Below are 17264 nucleotides of genomic sequence, written 5' to 3'. Positions count from 1 at the left end.
AATTTATCTTCAAGCAGATTAATCATGAAGGGTAGGCGATGAAATGTTAAAACCGGAAGGGATAATTGTTCCGATAATTACTCCCATGACAGAAGATGAGGAAATAAACGAAAAAGAATTGCGCGCTCAAATAAATAGAATGATATCGAGCGGCATTCATGGAATATTCTGCCTGGGCACAAATGGAGAGTTTTACGCTTTGACAACCGAGGAAAAGTTAAAGGTAATTAAAGTAGTGGTGGAGGAAACCAGAGGGAGAGTGCCGGTATATGCGGGGACAGGGTGCATCAGCACGAAAGAAACAGTGGATCTTTCTATAAAAGCAAAAGAGCTTGGAGTTGACGCCCTTTCCATCTTATCTCCTTATTATGTTGCTGTTTCTCAAGATGATATATACGATTACTTTGCCGCAATAGCACAATCCGTCGATTTGCCCATTGTTCTTTACAATATTCCTGCCAGGACGGGCAACAACATTGACTACAAGACAGTCGCCAGACTTTCAAAGTATCAGAACATAGTGGGCATTAAAGACAGCAGCGGCAACTTTGACAACACATTGAGATATATCGAAGATACGGATGACAGGTTGTCGGTGCTTTCGGGAAACGATTCTCTCATTCTGTGGACGCTTCTTGCAGGAGGAAATGGGGCCATAGCGGGAACCGCAAATCTGTTCCCGGAACTTTTGGTTGAAATATACAGGCTCTGGCAAAAGGGAGAAATTAAAAAGGCCAACGAACTGCAGAAAAAATTGAGGCCGTTCAGGGATGTCATGAAAATGGGCAACCCCAATTCAGTCGTGAAAAGAGCTATGAATCTTTTGGGATACAATGTAGGGCCGGCAAGGAGGCCGGTAAGCGGGCTCAATCCGAAGATAGACGAAGAGCTTGAAAAAGTATTAAAACTATACAAATAACAGGAAGTGAATTAAAAATGATTAAAGGAACATATTCACTGAAAAGCCCTGGAAAGGTGATAGCCGGCATTGACAGTATTGAAGGGCTGAAGAGCATTATTGCGGAAGAAAAGGCGGAAAGAGTATTAATCATAACGGATAAAGGCGTATGGAATGCAGGCCTGGTGGAAAGGCCGGCAGAAATACTGAGGTCTTGCGGCTGCAAGGTTGAAATAATCGACAATACGCCTCCCGAACCGGAAGCCTCGCAGATTGATGAAATGTTCAAAAGCATAAGCGGCGCAGATTTTCAGATGGTAATTGGAATAGGCGGCGGAAGCTCCATGGATGCGGCAAAAATCATATCCGTGCTTATGACGAATGGCGGCAGTGTTAGAGAAATACTTGGGACTGACAAGGTAGCAAATAAGGGCGTGCCCAAGCTGATGATTCCAACCACAGCGGGGACGGGTTCGGAAGCCACGCCCAACGCAATCGTGCTTGTGCCTGAGGAAAAGCTTAAAGTCGGCATAGTAAGCAGCAAGTTGATACCCGACTACGTGATCCTGGACCCGAGCATGACAGTAAAACTGCCGCCAGCCATCACGGCAAACACCGGCATGGATGCACTGATACACGCTATGGAATGCTATATATCGCTTAAAGCAAATCCCTTCAGCGACACTTTCGCACTGCGGGCAATTAAACTAATTTCAGGAAGCATCTGCAGAGCCTATAATAGCGGTGAAGATATCGATGCAAGGCATGACATGCTCATAGGTTCTTTTTACGGCGGAGTATGCATAGCGGCTTCCGGGACCGCTGCCGTACATGCGCTGTCATATCCTCTCGGAAGCATGTATAGGATTCCCCACGGACTATCCAATGCAATACTGCTGCCCTATGTCATGGAATTCAACATGGATGCCGCAATAGAAAAATATAGGGATATGGCCATAGCTATGGGAATCGAAGTAGACGGCCTTTCGGGCGAACAGGCTGCGCAAAAAATGGTGGAGAGCCTGTACGATTTGATAGAAGATTTGAATATCAAGTCGCCGCTTAAAGAAATGAAAATATCCGAAAGCGAACTTGACGAGATAGTGGAAAGCGCATCCAAAGTTACAAGACTTCTAGACAATAATCCCAAGAAGCTGAGCAAGGAGGACATGAGGAAGATATATAAAAATATATTGTAGAAAACAATCGTTAAGTTATTTGCAAACTGATTTAAAAGAAGGGAGTCAAAATCCTTGTATAACATTGTATTGTCGCATGAACTGTATAAGCCGGGAATGGAAGCTCTTGAAGAAAGTTAATATGAGCCAATTTACAGATAATTACAATAATATCAGAAAATTACGGATAAGGAGGTGAAGGTTTGAGCTAATAAGTTATAGAGACATGTATAGAGACCAGAATTAAGTTTATCTATTAATTTACAAGGGAGGAAAAATTAAAAATGATTAAAGTTCACAAGACTATTGCATTAATATTGCTGATTCTTATGATAGTATCGGTAACCGGCTGCGGCAATAAAAACCAACAGACTAATGATACGACAACATCGGCACCATCAACAACTGAGTCTTCAGCATCGGCAGATAAAGCTGGAGAACCAGTCCGCCTGGTATGGGCGACAGACTCTGTTGGTTCAAACTCATATACCATTGTATCCGCAATGGCTACAATGCTGAAAGATTACCTTCCGGATGGTTCCAGCATAGATGTTCAGCCAATATCTCCTGGAGGTATGGGTGCGCCTTACCTTTTTGAAAGCAAGACAGCGGATATTGCATTTGCAAACGGTGCTCCTGCAAAAGCGGCATGGAACGAAGGAACCCTTGGCAAGCCGCCTACGCAAAGCTACAGAGCCATTGCCGGCCATCTTACGAATGTAGCTGCGGTAACTTATTTCTCAACTGCTTTCTGCAAAAAGTATGGAGTTACTACTCTGGAAGAGGTTGTAGCAAAGAAAATCCCAATCCGGATAGGGACCAGCCCCAAGGGGTCAATGGATGAATGGTGCGCAAGCCTTGCACTAAAGAGCCTCGGCGTAACATATGATGATATCAAAAAATGGGGCGGGGACGTAATTCAGGCCGGTGGTTCACAATTGTCCGACATGCTGAAAGATGGAAAGATAGATATGATAATGAACCATACATCAGCCCAGTCCTCTGATGTGACTCAGGATGCCATGACAAATGATGTAACATTTGTACAGTTTGGGGAAGATATGCTCACGTTCTTTGAATCACAGGGTTTTGAGCGCATAACGTATAAAAAGGGAACATGGAAAGGCATGGACAAGGATATTGTATGGCCAGGTACGCCTGATTGCGTCTTTGTTTCAAAAGATATGCCCGATGATGTAGCATACGCCCTTACAAAAGGCTTGTGCGAGATTAAAGATGTTATATCGAACCAGTTCAGTTCCTTGACACCGTTCGATCCCACTACTGCGTGGATGCCGGAAAAGGTTGGCGGAGTTCCGCTTCATCCGGGTGCAGAAAAATACTACAAAGAAGTTGGCTACATGAAATAGTACGCCTGGTGTAAGACTGAAATTTACTGAATATTGATAGAAACATGTGAAAAAATGAAATGGAAACCTTTAATTAAACTTAGGTTTCCATTTCATTAAAAAAAATGGGGTGGCCGAATGAGCGATTTTATAAAAAAAATGGTGGACAAAGCAATCGAAGCGGAAAAAGAAGCAAGTGGAAAGCCGAAGATGTCAAAATTCAGGCTTGGCACGGTTATAACACTGTCAGTAATATTTTTGGCGTTTCAGGTTTATATAGGTGCAATAAAGCCGCTTGACTACAGGATAACTATACCCACACATCTATGCCTTGCATTGGCTATAACCTTTTTATTCAAACCTCTGGCTGAACAGTACAGAAAGAAATGGCTTTGGATTTTGGATTTTGCTTTTTTGACAGGGCTTGCAATTACATTTGTTTATTTCGTTACGAATGTAAACCGCCTTGCAGTAAGAGTAATGATGGTAGACCCGATGCTTCCCATTGATTTGTTTGTTGCATATTTTTTGCTTATTGCAGTTATGGAAGCGGTTCGAAGGGCATTGGGCATGAATCTGTATATATTCATTCTTGTTTTCATCGCTTATGCCTTCCTTGGTCAGCTTGTTCCTGAACCGTTAAAATACGCCGGTATGACATGGAAGCAATTCGGTGAGATGCTTACCCTTTCTCCGGATGGTATATTGGGTACTCCGCTTGGAACATCCGTCAGTACATTATTCTATTTTCTGGTATTTGGAGCATTTTTTGCAAGATGCGGCGGTGGTCAGGTACTAATTGATCTGGGCATGAAAATGAGCGATAAGACCGTTGGAGGGCCTGCGAAGGCCGCCGTTGTTTCCAGCGCCTTAATGGGAATGGTGAGTGGAAGTGCCGTTGCTAACGTTACGGGTACGGGTGTTTTTACAATTCCTCTTATGAAAAAAGCAGGCTATACTCCTGAAGAAGCTGGCGCAATTGAATCGGTTTCATCCACTGGTGGACAGATTATGCCGCCTATTATGGGCGTCGGCGCCTTCATCATGGCAGAAATGATCGGAGTAAGTTATACAAGAATAGCTTTGGCAGCATTGATACCGGCTCTGGCATATTATTTGTCTGAATTCATGCTGGTGCATTTCCTTGCTAAAAAGAAACAGCTTGCAAATAAAGGTAAAGAGGAGCTTAAATATACCTGCCCGCCCATAATACCAAGGCTTTATCAATTGATTCCCATTTTGGCACTTGTCGTTATGATATTCATGGGGGAATCGTTAACCCGTGCGGCGTTGATCGGTACGTTGCTGTCCGTGATTGTCAGTATGTTCAGGGCTGAAACCCGTATGAATTTGAACCGCTTTATAGATAGTATTCTGGACGGCATAAAGCAGGCAGCAGGCGTTGCAGTTCCCACGGCAGCCTGCGGGATAATGATAGGCATTGTGGTGCGGTCGGGTTTTGCAAATAAATTGACAAGCATTATAGCTGCTTTAGGGATGTCTAATCTTCTGTTTGCGCTCTTAATAGCAATGGTTGGTTGCCTGATACTTGGAATGGCTCTGCCTACGGTGGCGGCTTACCTGATAGCGGTTGTATTGTTCTGCCCGACAATTGTAAAATTAGGTGTTCCTGTACTGCCGGCAAATATGTTTATATTCTACTTTGGTGTCATTGCCCAGATTACTCCCCCCGTATGCCTTGCCTCATTTACTGCGGCAGGCATTGCGGGCGGAAATTCGTGGAATACAGGATGGAAAGCCTTTATCTATGCAACTGTTTCTTTTTTGGTACCGTATGTATTTGTATACCAGCCATCAATATTGCTGATCGGTAGCGTTACAAGCATAATTACCACTACTGTTTTGATGGCCATAGGTGTTATTTACCTGGCGGGTGCTGTTTCGGGATACTTCTTTGTAACTTTGGATTATGCTTGGCAGAGAATCCTTATGTTTGCCATAGCAGTGCTGATTATAATTCCTGAAACAATTACAACTGTAATAGGAATAGCGGCTGCTGCAGTAGTAGGGGCTATACTCTATATCAAGGCCAGAAAAGATAGAAAAGCAGCACTTGCAGGATCAATTGCAAACTAAAATTATAAGGTGATGCGATGAGAGGCAATAAATATAATGTAATAATTATCGGATCGGGTCTTGCCGCCTTTGCGACGGCGGCAAGACTATGTGAGTTGGGAATAAGAGGAGTTGCTATATACGCAAAATCTTATGGTGCTACACCATATGTTGCTGCAATTAATTTTGTTTTGCCCGAAAACAAGTATGGAGATACACCCGAACGGTATTTTGAAGATATGATGCGTGCGGGTTATGAAATAAACAATGAAAGACTGGTTAAAGAAATGACAGCAAATACATTAAGAGGTTACGAACTTTTGAGAAGATGGGATATAGAATTTGCAAAAGAAAAGGATGGTTCTATCAAGCTTCGCCATCTTTCAGGCCATACCAATCCCCGCTCTCTTTGCTGCACTACAGAGTTGATAGGCGCACAGATTATAAGAAAAATGGTTAAAAAATTGGATAATAATGGAGTTGAATTTCATTTTGGGTGTGAGTGTGTAAAGGTTCTGACGGAAAACGGAAGGGTTTATGGAATTACAGTAAAAGAAGATGATGGAAGCCTTTACAATGTTTATTCGCCGACAATAGTAGCTGCCTGGGGTGGAGCGGGAAACCTCTTTGGAAAATCAACCTATCCTCCTGACGTAAAGGGAAATACCCTTGCTATTGCCTGGGAGGCTGGTGCCAAACTGGTAGATATTGAATTTTTGGAATACGAACCGATGGTTGTAATTAGCCCGAAGGGAGCAGTTGGCGAACCATGCCCCACTGCAATGCTGGGTGAAGGCGCATACCTTCTTAACTCTGAAGGAGAACGTTTTATGCTGAAAGTAAGGCCTCAAGGCGAGGCGGGGTCCCCAAAAACTTTAATAAACAGGGAAATATGGAAGCAGGTTGAAAACGGCAAGGGTTCACCTCACGGAGGCGTTTTTGTAGATTTAAGGCACATTTCTCCCGAAGTTTTGAAAACATATCCATGGTTTTACAACAGATTAATGGAAAATGGTGTAGATCCAAACAGGGAATTGATTGAGGTTGGCCCAATGGCGCATAGTTTTTCAGGCGGCATTTACGTAAATGAGGATTATGAGTCTACAATAGAAGGATTTTATGCTGTGGGCGAAGCATGCGGTGGCGTGCACGGTGCATGCCGCTGTGCGGGAAATGCTGCAAGCCAGGCAACTTTATCGGGCCTTTTATGCGCAGAGAGTATTGCGAAAAAGAATAACGAAACGGCATTAAGAGAATTTCCTGTAGATTATTCGGAGGATAGGAGCATATTTGAAAAATATGTTCCACAGGTCAGAGAACTCGCGGTAAATGTATTGGGAATATACAGAAAAGGTATGGATCTTGAGAGGGCTCTTGGAATCCTGACGGAGCTTTCAGATAAAAATGAAGTGAAAAAGGATACGGAGACTCATCAAATAGTTGTTTCCATACTGCTTATGGTTCGGGCTGCCCTGCTCAGGAAGGAAAGCCGTGGAACACATATGAGAATTGATTACCCGGATATGAAAGAAGAATTCGCGAAAGAAATCATTATATGAATAAATTAAAACAGGTGATTTTATGATAGTTACTGACATCAAAAATCTATCGGATTTTAAGAAATTGAGCAAAAATATGCAGATTGCCATTGATTATCTTGAAGGAATCAATCCGCAATCCATGCAGGACGGAAGATATAATGTAGTGGACGACGATATATATGCGATTGTAAGCACTTACCGTACGAGAGAACATAATGCAAGCATGTTCGAGGTTCATAAAAAGTATATAGATATTCAGTGCATGATAAGCGGGGAAGAAATGATCTTCTGCAACGAGTCAAGCCGTCTGGAAGCACAGGGCGAATATAACACCGCTCATGACAAGCTCAACTTCAAAGATCAGGCAGGAGAGGTTTTGATACATCTCAAGCCTGGAATGGCTGCAATCTTTTACCCTTATGATGCGCATAAGGCGTGTTGTAAGGTTAACGATAAGACGGAACAGGTACGGAAGCTGCTTGTTAAAGTAAAGATTGGGGAATGATCGTACAGGACTCCAGCCCAAAAATTATATAGACAACTTGTTCTTATCATATAATAGATTTGAACAACATCTATAGAACATAACTATACAACACAGCGAGCAAAAGCACGCTGTTTTTTTTACGCTTTCTGCCATGAGAGGATGAACAGCTTTGAGGTTCTAATTCGGAACGGCTAGCCAGCGGTTATTTGTTTTTTCTGAAAAATAAAACGAGCGTTGTTTACAAAGAAAAAATATGGTAAGATAAAGTTAGGAGGAAGGACGGGATGAGCATGCCCATGGAAGAATTGGAAAAATTAAAAAAAGAGGCTGCAAGCGGTGCTGAGGAGCAATTTCAAAAAATGCCCGAGATGGGTTATTTTCTGCTGGCACAGCAACTGAGCTCAATAAACCAGCAGATTGCCTCTCTTCAAAATCAAGTGCAGAAAACCGATGAGAGTTTGCGCCAGGAGATCATTGCTGTGAGGCAGGAAATTGGAACTGTAAAGCAGGAAGTCAATTCCGTGAGACAAGAAGTAAATTCTGTAAGATCTGAACTAAGGCAGGAAATAGATTCTGTGAGATCTGAACTAAAGCAGGAGATAAACTCAACACGTGCGGAATTAAAACAGGACATAGCGGCATTGAGCCAGGAGGTTGGAAGTTTGCGCTTGTGGTCCATAGGTGCAGTTGTGGGGATTTTGCTGGCGGCAGTTGGATGGTTTGCCACATGGATCTCCGCAAGGTTTCCGGCAATCCATTAGTCCGGGATGTATACAGGAATTGTCAGCGAAGTTAAATCTCCTGCGGTTAAATTAAAATAAAACGTGGCAACGAATGTCATAAAACCCAAAAAGCGCAAAAAAGCAAGCCTTAAGAAATTCCTATCATTTTTTATCAAAGATCGTATCGCTGAAAAATCAGCTCAAGAAATACTAAAAAAGCATAAGATAGAGCATTCATTATTATTATAATAATATAAAAATTCATAAACAAGCCCTGCATGCAAAAATCTGAGATTGGAGGAGGCTGCATGGAGGATTATCTTAAGTTTATCAAGAGCGCGTGGGAAAGGTTTGTTGCAACCGGTTGCGTAAAGAATGCGGTAAATCCGATTGTAGCTGAGTCGTGGCAAAGATGCAGAAAATACGGGGTAAACCCGGAGGGAGGGGAAGGCAAGGTCCTGAACAGATTCAGGCTTCAGCGGAAGCTCGAGGAGAACCGTGATCTTATTTCAACTTCTCACCCCATAATGGAAAATATTTACAGCATGGTGGCCGGCTCGGGTTTTGTGATTATTCTCACCGATAAAGAGGGGTATTTAATCGATGTAATCGGAGACGACAGCGTGCTGGACAGGGCCAGAGAGCTAAACTTTATACAGGGGGCGCTTTGGACGGAGAAAGAAGTGGGAACGAATGCCATTGGTACGTGCCTTTTCCTGGACAAGCCCATCCAGATAATAGGTGCGGAGCATTTTTGCAGAAAGCATCATCCCTGGACATGCTCTGCAGCTCCGATTCACGATGCGGACGGAAATCTAATAGGATGCCTGAACATGTCCGGGAGCTGCTATGATGCTCATTCCCATACGCTGGGAATAGTATTGGCGGGTGCATTTTCAATAGAAAAGCAGATGGACCTTATCGATTCGCATAAGCTAATCGATACTGCGTTTGACTCGATTTTTGAAGGCATAATAATAACCGATGAAAAAATGCATATAAAGAAGGCAAACAGTATGGCCGAAAAAATCCTCGGGCTTTCGCATGAAGAGCTGCTTAAGGCTGACATAGGGGAACTGGTAAGGGAAATAGATTTGCAGTCGGAGGTTTTAAATTCCGGGAAGCCGTATTACGGAGTAGACTGCAATTTTTATGCAAACAAGAAGAGAATAACGTGCACCATAAATGCGATACCCATTGCTTCAAACAGCAAGTCCTCGGGCATGGTAATCACTTTCAAGGAAGAAAAATATATCCATAATGTGGTGAACAAAGTGGCGGGGTTTGAGTCATCCTACTGCTTTGATGATATAAAGACAAGGGATTCCCAAATGCTTTCCATTATGGAAGATGCGAAAAAAGCTGCCTTGAGCGGCTGCAGCGTGCTGATAGAAGGGGCGAGCGGCACGGGAAAAGAGCTCTTTGCTCAGGCCATTCACAACTTTGCCCACCCCAAAGGGCCTTTCGTGGCGGTAAACTGTGCTTCTTTGCCCAGGGACCTTATGGAAAGCGAGCTTTTCGGCTATGAAAAAGGAGCTTTTACCGGCGCACGCAAAGAGGGCCACCCCGGCAAGTTTGAACTGGCCGATGGCGGCACCATTTTCCTGGATGAGATAGGGGAGCTGCCGCTTGATTTGCAGTCAAAACTGCTGAGGGTGCTTGACAACAGCACGATTACGAGAATCGGCGGCGTATACGAAAAGAAGCTGAATGTCAGGGTGATTGCAGCGACCAACAGAGACCTTAGAGAAGAGGTAAAGAAGAAAAACTTCAGGGAGGACCTTTATTACAGGTTGAACGTGATACGGATAAAGCTGCCGAGGCTTGTCGAAAGAAAAACGGACATAGAACTTCTGGCACATTATTTCCTTGAGCGGCTAAACCGCAAAAACTCGGGAGAAGCAAAATCGTTCAGTGCAGGCTATGTTGCGAGGCTGAAGCATTACGAATGGCCGGGAAACGTGCGGGAGCTGCAGAATGCTGTGGAAAGGTCGTATTATTTATGCGAAAGCTCTGTCATTACTGAGGAATATCTTCCTGAAAACATTCGTGGAGCTGCTTTAAAGGAAACAATGAGCTTTGGCATTGTGTACCCGTTTAAATCTATTGAACAGGATGCCATCAAAAATGCGCTGATTCACTGCGAGGGCAACGTGGTTAAGGCGGCCGAGATGCTCAAGATAAGCAGGGCTACGATGTACAGAAAAATTAAAAATACAATATTGAGATTTAGCCAATAAATGTATCAAATGAGAATTCTCATTAAAGTTGTAAAAGGCCCGTTGAGCAAGCGTTATTTACTGATATATCTCAATTGAAAGAAAATAACCTGTCTCAAATTGAGAATTTGAAGCGAAGAAACCCGTGAAAAACGGGCTTTTTTTATTTGGCACAGTTATTGCAATTAATATAAGCAATAGATGGACTACTCTTGGATGAAAAAACATATATGAGAGACCTGGGTCTTACGCATGGGCAGTTGTCCACGGGATATTATCTTACTGGAGGGAGAAATTGGCATGAAAAGGTTTGTGATTGAATTCGGTTATGGAATAGATCTTCATGGTCAGGATGTAAACAATGCTGCGGCAAAAGCGGTGAAAGATGCGATTTCTCACAGTTGCTTGAGCGGTCTTGTGGAAATATGCGGCATTAAAAATCTTGACGAGGTCATTATCGATGTGCTTATCGCCTGTTCGAGGCCTGAAGAAATAATAGCTGAAAAAATAGAAAAAGTGCTGCCTATTGGCAAAAAAGCATAAAAGCAGTGAAAGGGGGTATGGTAGTTTCTGGCTTAGACCTGCCCATGTTTGGGGACAGGTGCGATTCTATCGATGTGGCTGTGGCCTGTATAACAGTAAGTATCTTATGATGAAGGGAGAGGTACAGTTGTGAATCTGTCAAAAGAATTATTGACAAGCATGTATCGAAAAATGATGAGAATCAGGAAGTTTGAGCAAAGGGTTTCAGAACTTTTGCTCAGGGGATGGTGCCGGGATTTGTCCATCTTTACATCGGCGAGGAAGCTACTGCAGTCGGGGTTTGCGAGAATCTCAAAGACACCGATTATATCACGAGTACCCACAGGGGGCACGGGCATCTCATTGCAAAAGGCGGAGAACTGAAATACATGATGGCGGAGCTTTTCGGCAGAAAAACCGGCTATTGCAAGGGCAAGGGCGGTTCAATGCACATTGCCGACGCAAAGATAGGCATACTTGGGGCAAACGGAATTGTCGGCGCGGGGCTTCCTATATCTGTGGGTTCAGGGCTTTCAGCCAAGATGAGGGGCACCGACCAGGTAACCGTGTGTTTCTTCGGCGACGGGGCGTCGAACCAGGGCACCTTCCATGAAGCCATGAATATGGCTTCTATATGGAGACTGCCGGTTATATTCGTTTGCGAAAACAATCTTTACGGAATCTCCATGAGGCAGGACAGACACCAGGCCATTGCGGACATATCCGACAGGGCGCAGGCATACGGCTTTCCGGGAGTCACTGTGGACGGCAACGACGTGCTGGCAGTTTACGAGGCTGCGTATGAAGCCGTAAAGCGTGCAAGAGATGGAGCAGGTCCCACTCTGATAGAGTGCAAGACATACAGGTGGAGGGGGCATTTCGAAGGCGATCCCACCACATACAGGTCAAAAGAAGAGCTGGAGGAATGGATGGCAAAAGACCCGCTGCCGAGATTTTGCGCGATATCTTGAAGAAAATGGTTATGCCGCAGGGGAAGAACTGAAGGAGATAGAGCTTTCAGTTGAAAACGAAGTGCAGCAGGCCATAGACTTCGCGGAAAAAAGCGAACTTCCCGATGAAGCGGATGCCGTTACCGATGTGTATTCAGACCTGGTAGAGGAGGGCAGGGCAAGATGAGAGTAATGACATATGCCGAAGCATTGAGAGAGGCCATGAGGAACGAACTCAAAAGAGACCCTCGGGTGTTCATTATGGGCGAAGACGTGGGCAGATTTGGAGGGTGTTTTGGCGTCACCGGAAACCTTGTGGAGGAATTCGGAGAAGACAGAGTGAGAGACACGCCTATTTCTGAGGAGGCGATTGCCGGCGCAGCCATAGGGGCGGCGGCAAACCGGGATGAGGCCAGTAGCGGAGATAATGTTCATAGACTTTGTTACTGTGGCCATGGACCAGCTTGTAATCAGGCTGCAAAAATGAGGTACATGTTTGGCGGAAACATTTCACTGCGATGGTCGTAAGGCTGCCTGAAGGCGGAGGGATTCAGGCTGCGGCACAGCATTCCCAGTGCCCTTGAAGCATGGCTCACGCATGTTCCGGGGATTAAGGTGGTATATCCGTCAGATCCTCAGGACGCTCTAGGACTTTTGATATCTTCCATAAGGGACGACAACCCTGTGGCATTTATAGAGCATAAGATGCTTTACAGCGTAAAGGGAGAAGTCTCTGACGAAAACGAACCGATTCCCCTTGGCCTGACGGCCGTAAAAAGAAAAGGCGAAGATGCAACGTCATAGCTACAGGCTATATGGTGTCAAAAGCATTGAAGGCGGCTGAGGAGTTGGCAAAAGACGGTATAGAAATTGAAGTGATTGACCCCAGGACGCTGTTCCCGCTTGACAAGGAAACTATTTACGGCTCCATCAAGAAAACGCACAAAGTGGTTATTGTTACGGAAGAAGCAAAAGAGGAGGATGGGGAGGCGAGCTTGCGGCACAGATAGCGGAAGAAGTCTTTGACTATCTCGATGCCCAGATTGTTAGAATCGGCGCATTGAACACCCCCATTCCCTTTGCTAAAAACCTGGAAAGCTATTGCATCCCGTCTGAAGTCGACATTGTAAATGCGGTAAAATCAATACTTTAAAAGAATACAAGCGGCAATAATAAAGAAAGGAGAAAAATCATGGCGTTGAAGGCGGCTTTCATGTTCATCGCTCCCGAGGCTGATGCGGAAAAACATCGGGCCGTGATAGACACCCCTGAAGTACAAGCTTACGGTGGTTGGAGTAAAAGATTATAAATCGGCTGCCGATGTGGCTCGCGAGCTGGTGGAGCAGGGAATAGGCGCAATAGAACTATGCGGCGGCTTTGGAATCGAAGGCGCTGCTATGGTGAAAAGGGCGGCAGGAGAAAAAAGCAGCGGTCGGAGTGGTGCGTTTTGACAACCATCCGGGTTTGAATTTAAAAGCGGCGACGATCTATTTAATAATAAGTATGGCGAATCTTAGTGGCTGTCCTGTGAACTGAATAATGAATACCGGGAGGTAGCAGCTAATGCTACCTCCTGGTCAATGGGGAAATATGAAAAGCATAGGGATAATCGCAAATCCTGCTTCGGGAAAAGACATCAGGAGGCTGGTGGCTCACGCCACAATCATTGACAATAATGAAAAGGTAAATATAGTAAAAGAATCATATTATCCGCTCAGGAATTGGGCATAAACGAAATATACATTATGCCGGACACTTTCAATATAGGATTCAAGGCAAGAGATGATATTTTCTGTGCAAAACAGCTCAAAGCGGATGTATATATTTTGGATATTAGGCTTACTGCAAGCCTTCGAGATACCATGACGGCTGCCGCCATGCTCGAGAAAATGTCAGTGGGCTGCATTGTTTCGCTTGGAGGAGACGGTACAAACAGGGCCATTGCCAAAGTAATTAAGGATACTCCGCTGCTTCCGATTTCGACGGGAACCAACAATGTATACCCCGTTATGCTTGAGGGCACAGTAGCCGGAATAGTAGCAGCAGTTGCGGCATCTGGCGCATTCGATAAGAGAAGGATATGCACAAAAAACAAAAGGATTGAAATAATTAAAAACGGGGAGTTGCTGGATATTGCCCTTGTGGATGCAGTGATTTGCAAAGAAGCATTCGTCGGGGCAAGAGCAATATGGTCGTATGAAACCATTTCCGATATTGTGGTAACGAAAGCACATCCGAATTCAATAGGGTTTTCTTCTGTAGCGGGCTATATTCAGGCAATAGAAGAAACAGATGATTTTGGCGGATGGGTTCAACTTGGAAACTCCGGGCAGTGGGTTGTGGCTCCGATAGCTCCGGGCATTGTGAACCAAGTCCCAATCAAAGAGATGAACACGATTTTGCTGGATGAACCAAAAAACTTTTGCGCAAGGGAAAACTGCATGATTGCCCTGGACGGTGAAAGGGAGATTATGCTCAAAAAAGGCGATGAGGTTGACTTTGTTATAACCAGAAACGGTCCATATCAATTGGATGTGGAAAAAACATTAAAAGCAGCAATGGAATCTAAATTTTTCAGAAAGGTGTGCATATAATGGCAGTAAACATTGTCATGCCCAAACTGGGACTTACCATGAAAGAAGGCAGATTGGAAAGTGGTTTAAAAAACAGGGAGATAGAGTTAAAAAAGGCGAAGAAATAGCAGAGATATCCACGGACAAGATAACAAATACTGTGTTGTCTCCTGCAGACGGCATTCTGGGGAAGATTATTGCTGCCGAGGGGTCTGTAGTTCCCGTATCGGACATCATTGGAGTTATATATGAAGAAGGAGAGAAAGTCGAAGAACAGCTTTTCCAGGGCGCTGGGAAAAGCGAAAAACAAAATGTCGAGGAAGTTAAAGCGGAATCGTTGTAAAAGCCACTCCAGTAGCAAAGAAACTCGCGAAAGAGCATAATATTGATATTTCCGGCATAATTGGGACAGGCCCGGGAGGGAGAATAACCGAAGAAGATGTGAAGGAAAAGATAGAGGAATTGCAAAAGAAGGCAGAATCTGAAAAGCCATCCTGCAACGAAGCTCCAAAACGGAAGGCTGATGCCGAAGTCAAGAGGGTGCCTATGGACGCCATGAGGCGGACCATTTCGGAGCGCATGAAGCTAAGTTGGAACAGCGCACCTCATGTAACCGAAAATATCAAGGTGGATGTTACAGAACTTCTGGAATGGAAGGACAAACTGACAAAGCTTACCGGCCATAAATTTACGATGACTGACTTTATAGCAAAAGCCTGTATTGATGCGATAAAGAAGACACCAACCGTTAATTGGTCAATAGACGGCGATTATATAATCCAGAACAAGGCAATAAACCTGGGCATAGCCGTGGCTATCGAAAACGGCCTTATAGTGCCGAACATAAAAGATGCCGGTGAGAAAACGCTGCTTCAGATTTCCGAGGCAATAAAGGAATTGGGGAGCAGGGCCAGAGAAAACGCCCTGATGCCGGAAGAAATAACAGGAGGAACATTTACCATTACAAACCTTGGTATGTATGGAATCGAAAGCTTTACACCAATAATCAATCCCCCGGAGAGCGCTATACTCGGGGTAAATGCAATACGCCAGGAGCCTGCTGTAAAAGATGGCAGCATATGCGCAAGGAGCATCATGATTCTCAGCCTGTCATTCGACCATCGCCTGATTGACGGTGCCAGTGCCGCAGTATTCCTTTCGGATATGAAGAAAATACTTGAAAATCCCGAATTGCTGGTACTATAAAAATATAACCGCTATATTTAGGCGTCTAAAATATTTTGAGGAGGAAGGCCATGGGATACGATTATGATGTAGCTGTGGTTGGAGGCGGCCCGGGAGGTTATGTGGCGGCGATAAGGGCAAGCAGGCTTGGTGCAAGGACTGCATTGATAGAGGAAAGGGATTTGGGAGGCACGTGTTTAAACCGCGGCTGCATTCCGACAAAGGTTTTTGCTCATGCGGCATCGATTATAGGTGAATTTGAGAGTGTCAAAGACTTTGGCATCGATGCCGAGCCTCGGCTGGACGTTGAAAGGCTGAGAAAAAAGAAAACAAATGTCATTTCAAGGTTGAGAAACGGAGTAAGCTATCTTATGAAGGCTCACGGCATAAATGTGATAAATGGAAGGGCTGTTTTTGCCGATAAAAATACAATTGAGGTTCAGGGAACAAGGTGCACGGCCGATAAATTCATCATTGCCACGGGCTCAAAGACTTTCATGCCACCGATACCGGGAGTGGATTTGCCGGGGGTTATAACCAGCGATAAAGCGCTGGAGATGGAAAAAATCCCTTCAAAGCTTGTGATAATCGGGGCGGGGATTATAGGGCTTGAGTTTGCGTGCATATATAGCGCCATGGGAAGCAAGGTTGCTATTGTCGAAATGCTTCCCGAACTGCTTCCGATGCTGGATGGCGATATTTCGGGCATCATGAAGAGAAGCCTTGCAAGAAAGAATATCGAACTTTATCTTGACAGCAGGGTCAACAAAATCGAGGGCGGAACGCAGGGATTGAACGTTGTGTTTTCCGCCGGCGGCAAGGTTCTGGAAGAGGAGTGTGAACAGGTGCTTGTTGCGGCAGGGAGGACGGCGAATATCAACGGAATAGAAGCCCTGGGGCTGAACATGGATAAAAAAGGAATCATAGTTGACAGCTTTATGAAAACAAGCGAGAATAACATATACGCCGCGGGAGATGTGACAGGAGGCATACAACTGGCACATGCGGCGTCATATCAAGGCGCTGTAGCCGCTGTCAATGCAATGGGCGAAAAAAAGCAGGCGGATATGAAATCGGTGCCGAGCTGCATTTATACCGAGCCTGAAGTGGCATGGGTTGGGATGAATGAAAGGCAGGCCCGTGATAAGTACAAAGATGTAAAAGTAGGGACTTATTCGTACTCCGCATCTGGCAGGGCAATGACTACGGGAGATGATACGGGTTTGATAAAAGTAATAGCGGAGCCGAAATTCAACCAGATTGTCGGCATGGAAATAATAGGAAGGTGCGCTAATGAAATAATTCACGAAGGCGCCCTCAGCATAAAAAATGAATTTACTTTGGAAGAAATCGTAGAAACAATACATGCCCACCCGACATTTTCTGAATCAATAAAGGATGCCTGCGAAAGCATCTTGGATTAAAAATTATTTATAACATACTTTGTATATAAGTCATGTTTCATGTTATATTTAACTTTAGAGTTACTAACTTTGGAGTTACTAACTCTAAAGTTAATTTTTTCGCAGGGTGGCGATATGATGCTTATAGGCAGAGCCATTTT

13 protein-coding genes and 5 pseudogenes are annotated in these 17264 nt (G+C 44.5%); all 18 read left to right on the top strand.

What is annotated here, in order from left to right; all coding sequences use genetic code 11:
- Positions 1 to 43 precede the first annotated feature (43 nt).
- The 18 genes and pseudogenes from dapA (at position 44) to lpdA (ending at position 17124) form a co-directional block, all read left to right on the top strand.
- The gene (gene dapA, locus D2962_RS11160) at positions 44 to 919 is read left to right on the top strand and encodes a 4-hydroxy-tetrahydrodipicolinate synthase (RefSeq protein ID WP_120765789.1); all 876 of its coding nucleotides are present in this window, start codon (positions 44 to 46) and stop codon (positions 917 to 919) included.
- Between the two features lie 17 nt (positions 920 to 936).
- Positions 937 to 2097, top strand: a complete 1161-nt coding sequence (locus D2962_RS11155) for an iron-containing alcohol dehydrogenase (protein WP_120765790.1) — start codon at positions 937 to 939, stop codon at positions 2095 to 2097.
- 263 nt (positions 2098 to 2360) lie between these two features.
- Positions 2361 to 3446 (top strand): TAXI family TRAP transporter solute-binding subunit, encoded by a 1086-nt coding sequence (locus D2962_RS11150; protein WP_122015007.1) that lies wholly within the window; start codon positions 2361 to 2363, stop codon positions 3444 to 3446.
- A gap of 117 nt (positions 3447 to 3563) precedes the next feature.
- Positions 3564 to 5522, top strand: a complete 1959-nt coding sequence (locus tag D2962_RS11145) for a TRAP transporter permease (RefSeq protein WP_222927514.1) — start codon at positions 3564 to 3566, stop codon at positions 5520 to 5522.
- A 17-nt stretch (positions 5523 to 5539) separates the two neighbouring features.
- Positions 5540 to 7060, top strand: coding sequence for an FAD-binding protein (locus tag D2962_RS11140; protein WP_120765792.1), 1521 nt, complete (start codon positions 5540 to 5542; stop codon positions 7058 to 7060).
- A 22-nt stretch (positions 7061 to 7082) separates the two neighbouring features.
- On the top strand, positions 7083 to 7547 hold the full coding sequence (locus tag D2962_RS11135; RefSeq protein WP_120765793.1) for a NanQ anomerase/TabA/YiaL family protein: 465 nt from the start codon (positions 7083 to 7085) through the stop codon (positions 7545 to 7547).
- A 266-nt stretch (positions 7548 to 7813) separates the two neighbouring features.
- Positions 7814 to 8290 carry a hypothetical protein gene (locus tag D2962_RS11130; RefSeq protein WP_120765794.1) on the top strand — a complete coding sequence of 159 codons (477 nt, stop codon included), beginning with the start codon at positions 7814 to 7816 and terminating at the stop codon, positions 8288 to 8290.
- Positions 8291 to 8559: 269 nt separating this feature from the next.
- Positions 8560 to 10491: a sigma-54-dependent Fis family transcriptional regulator gene (locus tag D2962_RS11125; RefSeq protein ID WP_122015006.1), complete on the top strand. Its 1932-nt coding sequence runs from the start codon at positions 8560 to 8562 to the stop codon at positions 10489 to 10491.
- Between the two features lie 279 nt (positions 10492 to 10770).
- Positions 10771 to 11123 (top strand): annotated as a pseudogene (locus D2962_RS11120) (Lin0512 family protein).
- Positions 11124 to 11172: 49 nt separating this feature from the next.
- A pseudogene (locus tag D2962_RS11115) lies at positions 11173 to 12129 on the top strand (thiamine pyrophosphate-dependent dehydrogenase E1 component subunit alpha).
- A pseudogene (locus tag D2962_RS19670) lies at positions 12126 to 13095 on the top strand (alpha-ketoacid dehydrogenase subunit beta). Before D2962_RS11115 ends, D2962_RS19670 begins: the two co-directional pseudogenes overlap by 4 nt.
- Before the next feature lie 39 nt (positions 13096 to 13134).
- Positions 13135 to 13459 (top strand): annotated as a pseudogene (locus D2962_RS19665) (DUF6506 family protein).
- Positions 13460 to 13505: 46 nt separating this feature from the next.
- Positions 13506 to 13673 carry a hypothetical protein gene (locus tag D2962_RS18100; RefSeq protein ID WP_222927512.1) on the top strand — a complete coding sequence of 56 codons (168 nt, stop codon included), beginning with the start codon at positions 13506 to 13508 and terminating at the stop codon, positions 13671 to 13673.
- 95 nt (positions 13674 to 13768) lie between these two features.
- Entirely contained in the window at positions 13769 to 14536 is a 768-nt protein-coding gene (locus D2962_RS11100; protein WP_222927511.1) for an NAD(+)/NADH kinase, read from the top strand.
- 52 nt (positions 14537 to 14588) lie between these two features.
- On the top strand, positions 14589 to 14858 hold the full coding sequence (locus D2962_RS18095; RefSeq protein ID WP_222927768.1) for a biotin/lipoyl-containing protein: 270 nt from the start codon (positions 14589 to 14591) through the stop codon (positions 14856 to 14858).
- A pseudogene (locus D2962_RS19660) lies at positions 14849 to 14911 on the top strand (E3 binding domain-containing protein); the annotation flags it as partial. The gene D2962_RS18095 and the pseudogene D2962_RS19660, both read left to right, overlap by 10 nt.
- Positions 14912 to 14956: 45 nt before the next feature.
- Positions 14957 to 15721, top strand: coding sequence for a dihydrolipoamide acetyltransferase family protein (locus D2962_RS18085; RefSeq protein WP_222927510.1), 765 nt, complete (start codon positions 14957 to 14959; stop codon positions 15719 to 15721).
- Positions 15722 to 15771: 50 nt separating this feature from the next.
- Entirely contained in the window at positions 15772 to 17124 is a 1353-nt protein-coding gene (gene lpdA, locus D2962_RS11090) for a dihydrolipoyl dehydrogenase (protein WP_122015005.1), read from the top strand.
- Positions 17125 to 17264: the final 140 nt, after the last annotated feature.

The sequence above is a fragment of the Biomaibacter acetigenes genome (assembly GCF_003691585.1).
GTDB lineage: Bacteria > Bacillota > Thermosediminibacteria > Thermosediminibacterales > Tepidanaerobacteraceae > Biomaibacter > Biomaibacter acetigenes.
This window is presented reverse-complemented; position numbering and strand designations above follow the sequence as displayed.

What these genes read in the sequence shown, in the direction of transcription:
- dapA (WP_120765789.1), top strand. Translation starts at nt 44, where the DNA reads ATGTTAAAACCGGAAGGGATAATTGTTCCGATAATTACTCCCATGACA.
- D2962_RS11155 (WP_120765790.1), top strand. Translation starts at nt 937, where the DNA reads ATGATTAAAGGAACATATTCACTGAAAAGCCCTGGAAAGGTGATAGCC.
- D2962_RS11150 (WP_122015007.1), top strand. Translation starts at nt 2,361, where the DNA reads ATGATTAAAGTTCACAAGACTATTGCATTAATATTGCTGATTCTTATG.
- D2962_RS11145 (WP_222927514.1), top strand. Translation starts at nt 3,564, where the DNA reads ATGAGCGATTTTATAAAAAAAATGGTGGACAAAGCAATCGAAGCGGAA.
- D2962_RS11140 (WP_120765792.1), top strand. Translation starts at nt 5,540, where the DNA reads ATGAGAGGCAATAAATATAATGTAATAATTATCGGATCGGGTCTTGCC.
- D2962_RS11135 (WP_120765793.1), top strand. Translation starts at nt 7,083, where the DNA reads ATGATAGTTACTGACATCAAAAATCTATCGGATTTTAAGAAATTGAGC.
- D2962_RS11130 (WP_120765794.1), top strand. Translation starts at nt 7,814, where the DNA reads ATGAGCATGCCCATGGAAGAATTGGAAAAATTAAAAAAAGAGGCTGCA.
- D2962_RS11125 (WP_122015006.1), top strand. Translation starts at nt 8,560, where the DNA reads ATGGAGGATTATCTTAAGTTTATCAAGAGCGCGTGGGAAAGGTTTGTT.
- D2962_RS18100 (WP_222927512.1), top strand. Translation starts at nt 13,506, where the DNA reads ATGCTACCTCCTGGTCAATGGGGAAATATGAAAAGCATAGGGATAATC.
- lpdA (WP_122015005.1), top strand. Translation starts at nt 15,772, where the DNA reads ATGGGATACGATTATGATGTAGCTGTGGTTGGAGGCGGCCCGGGAGGT.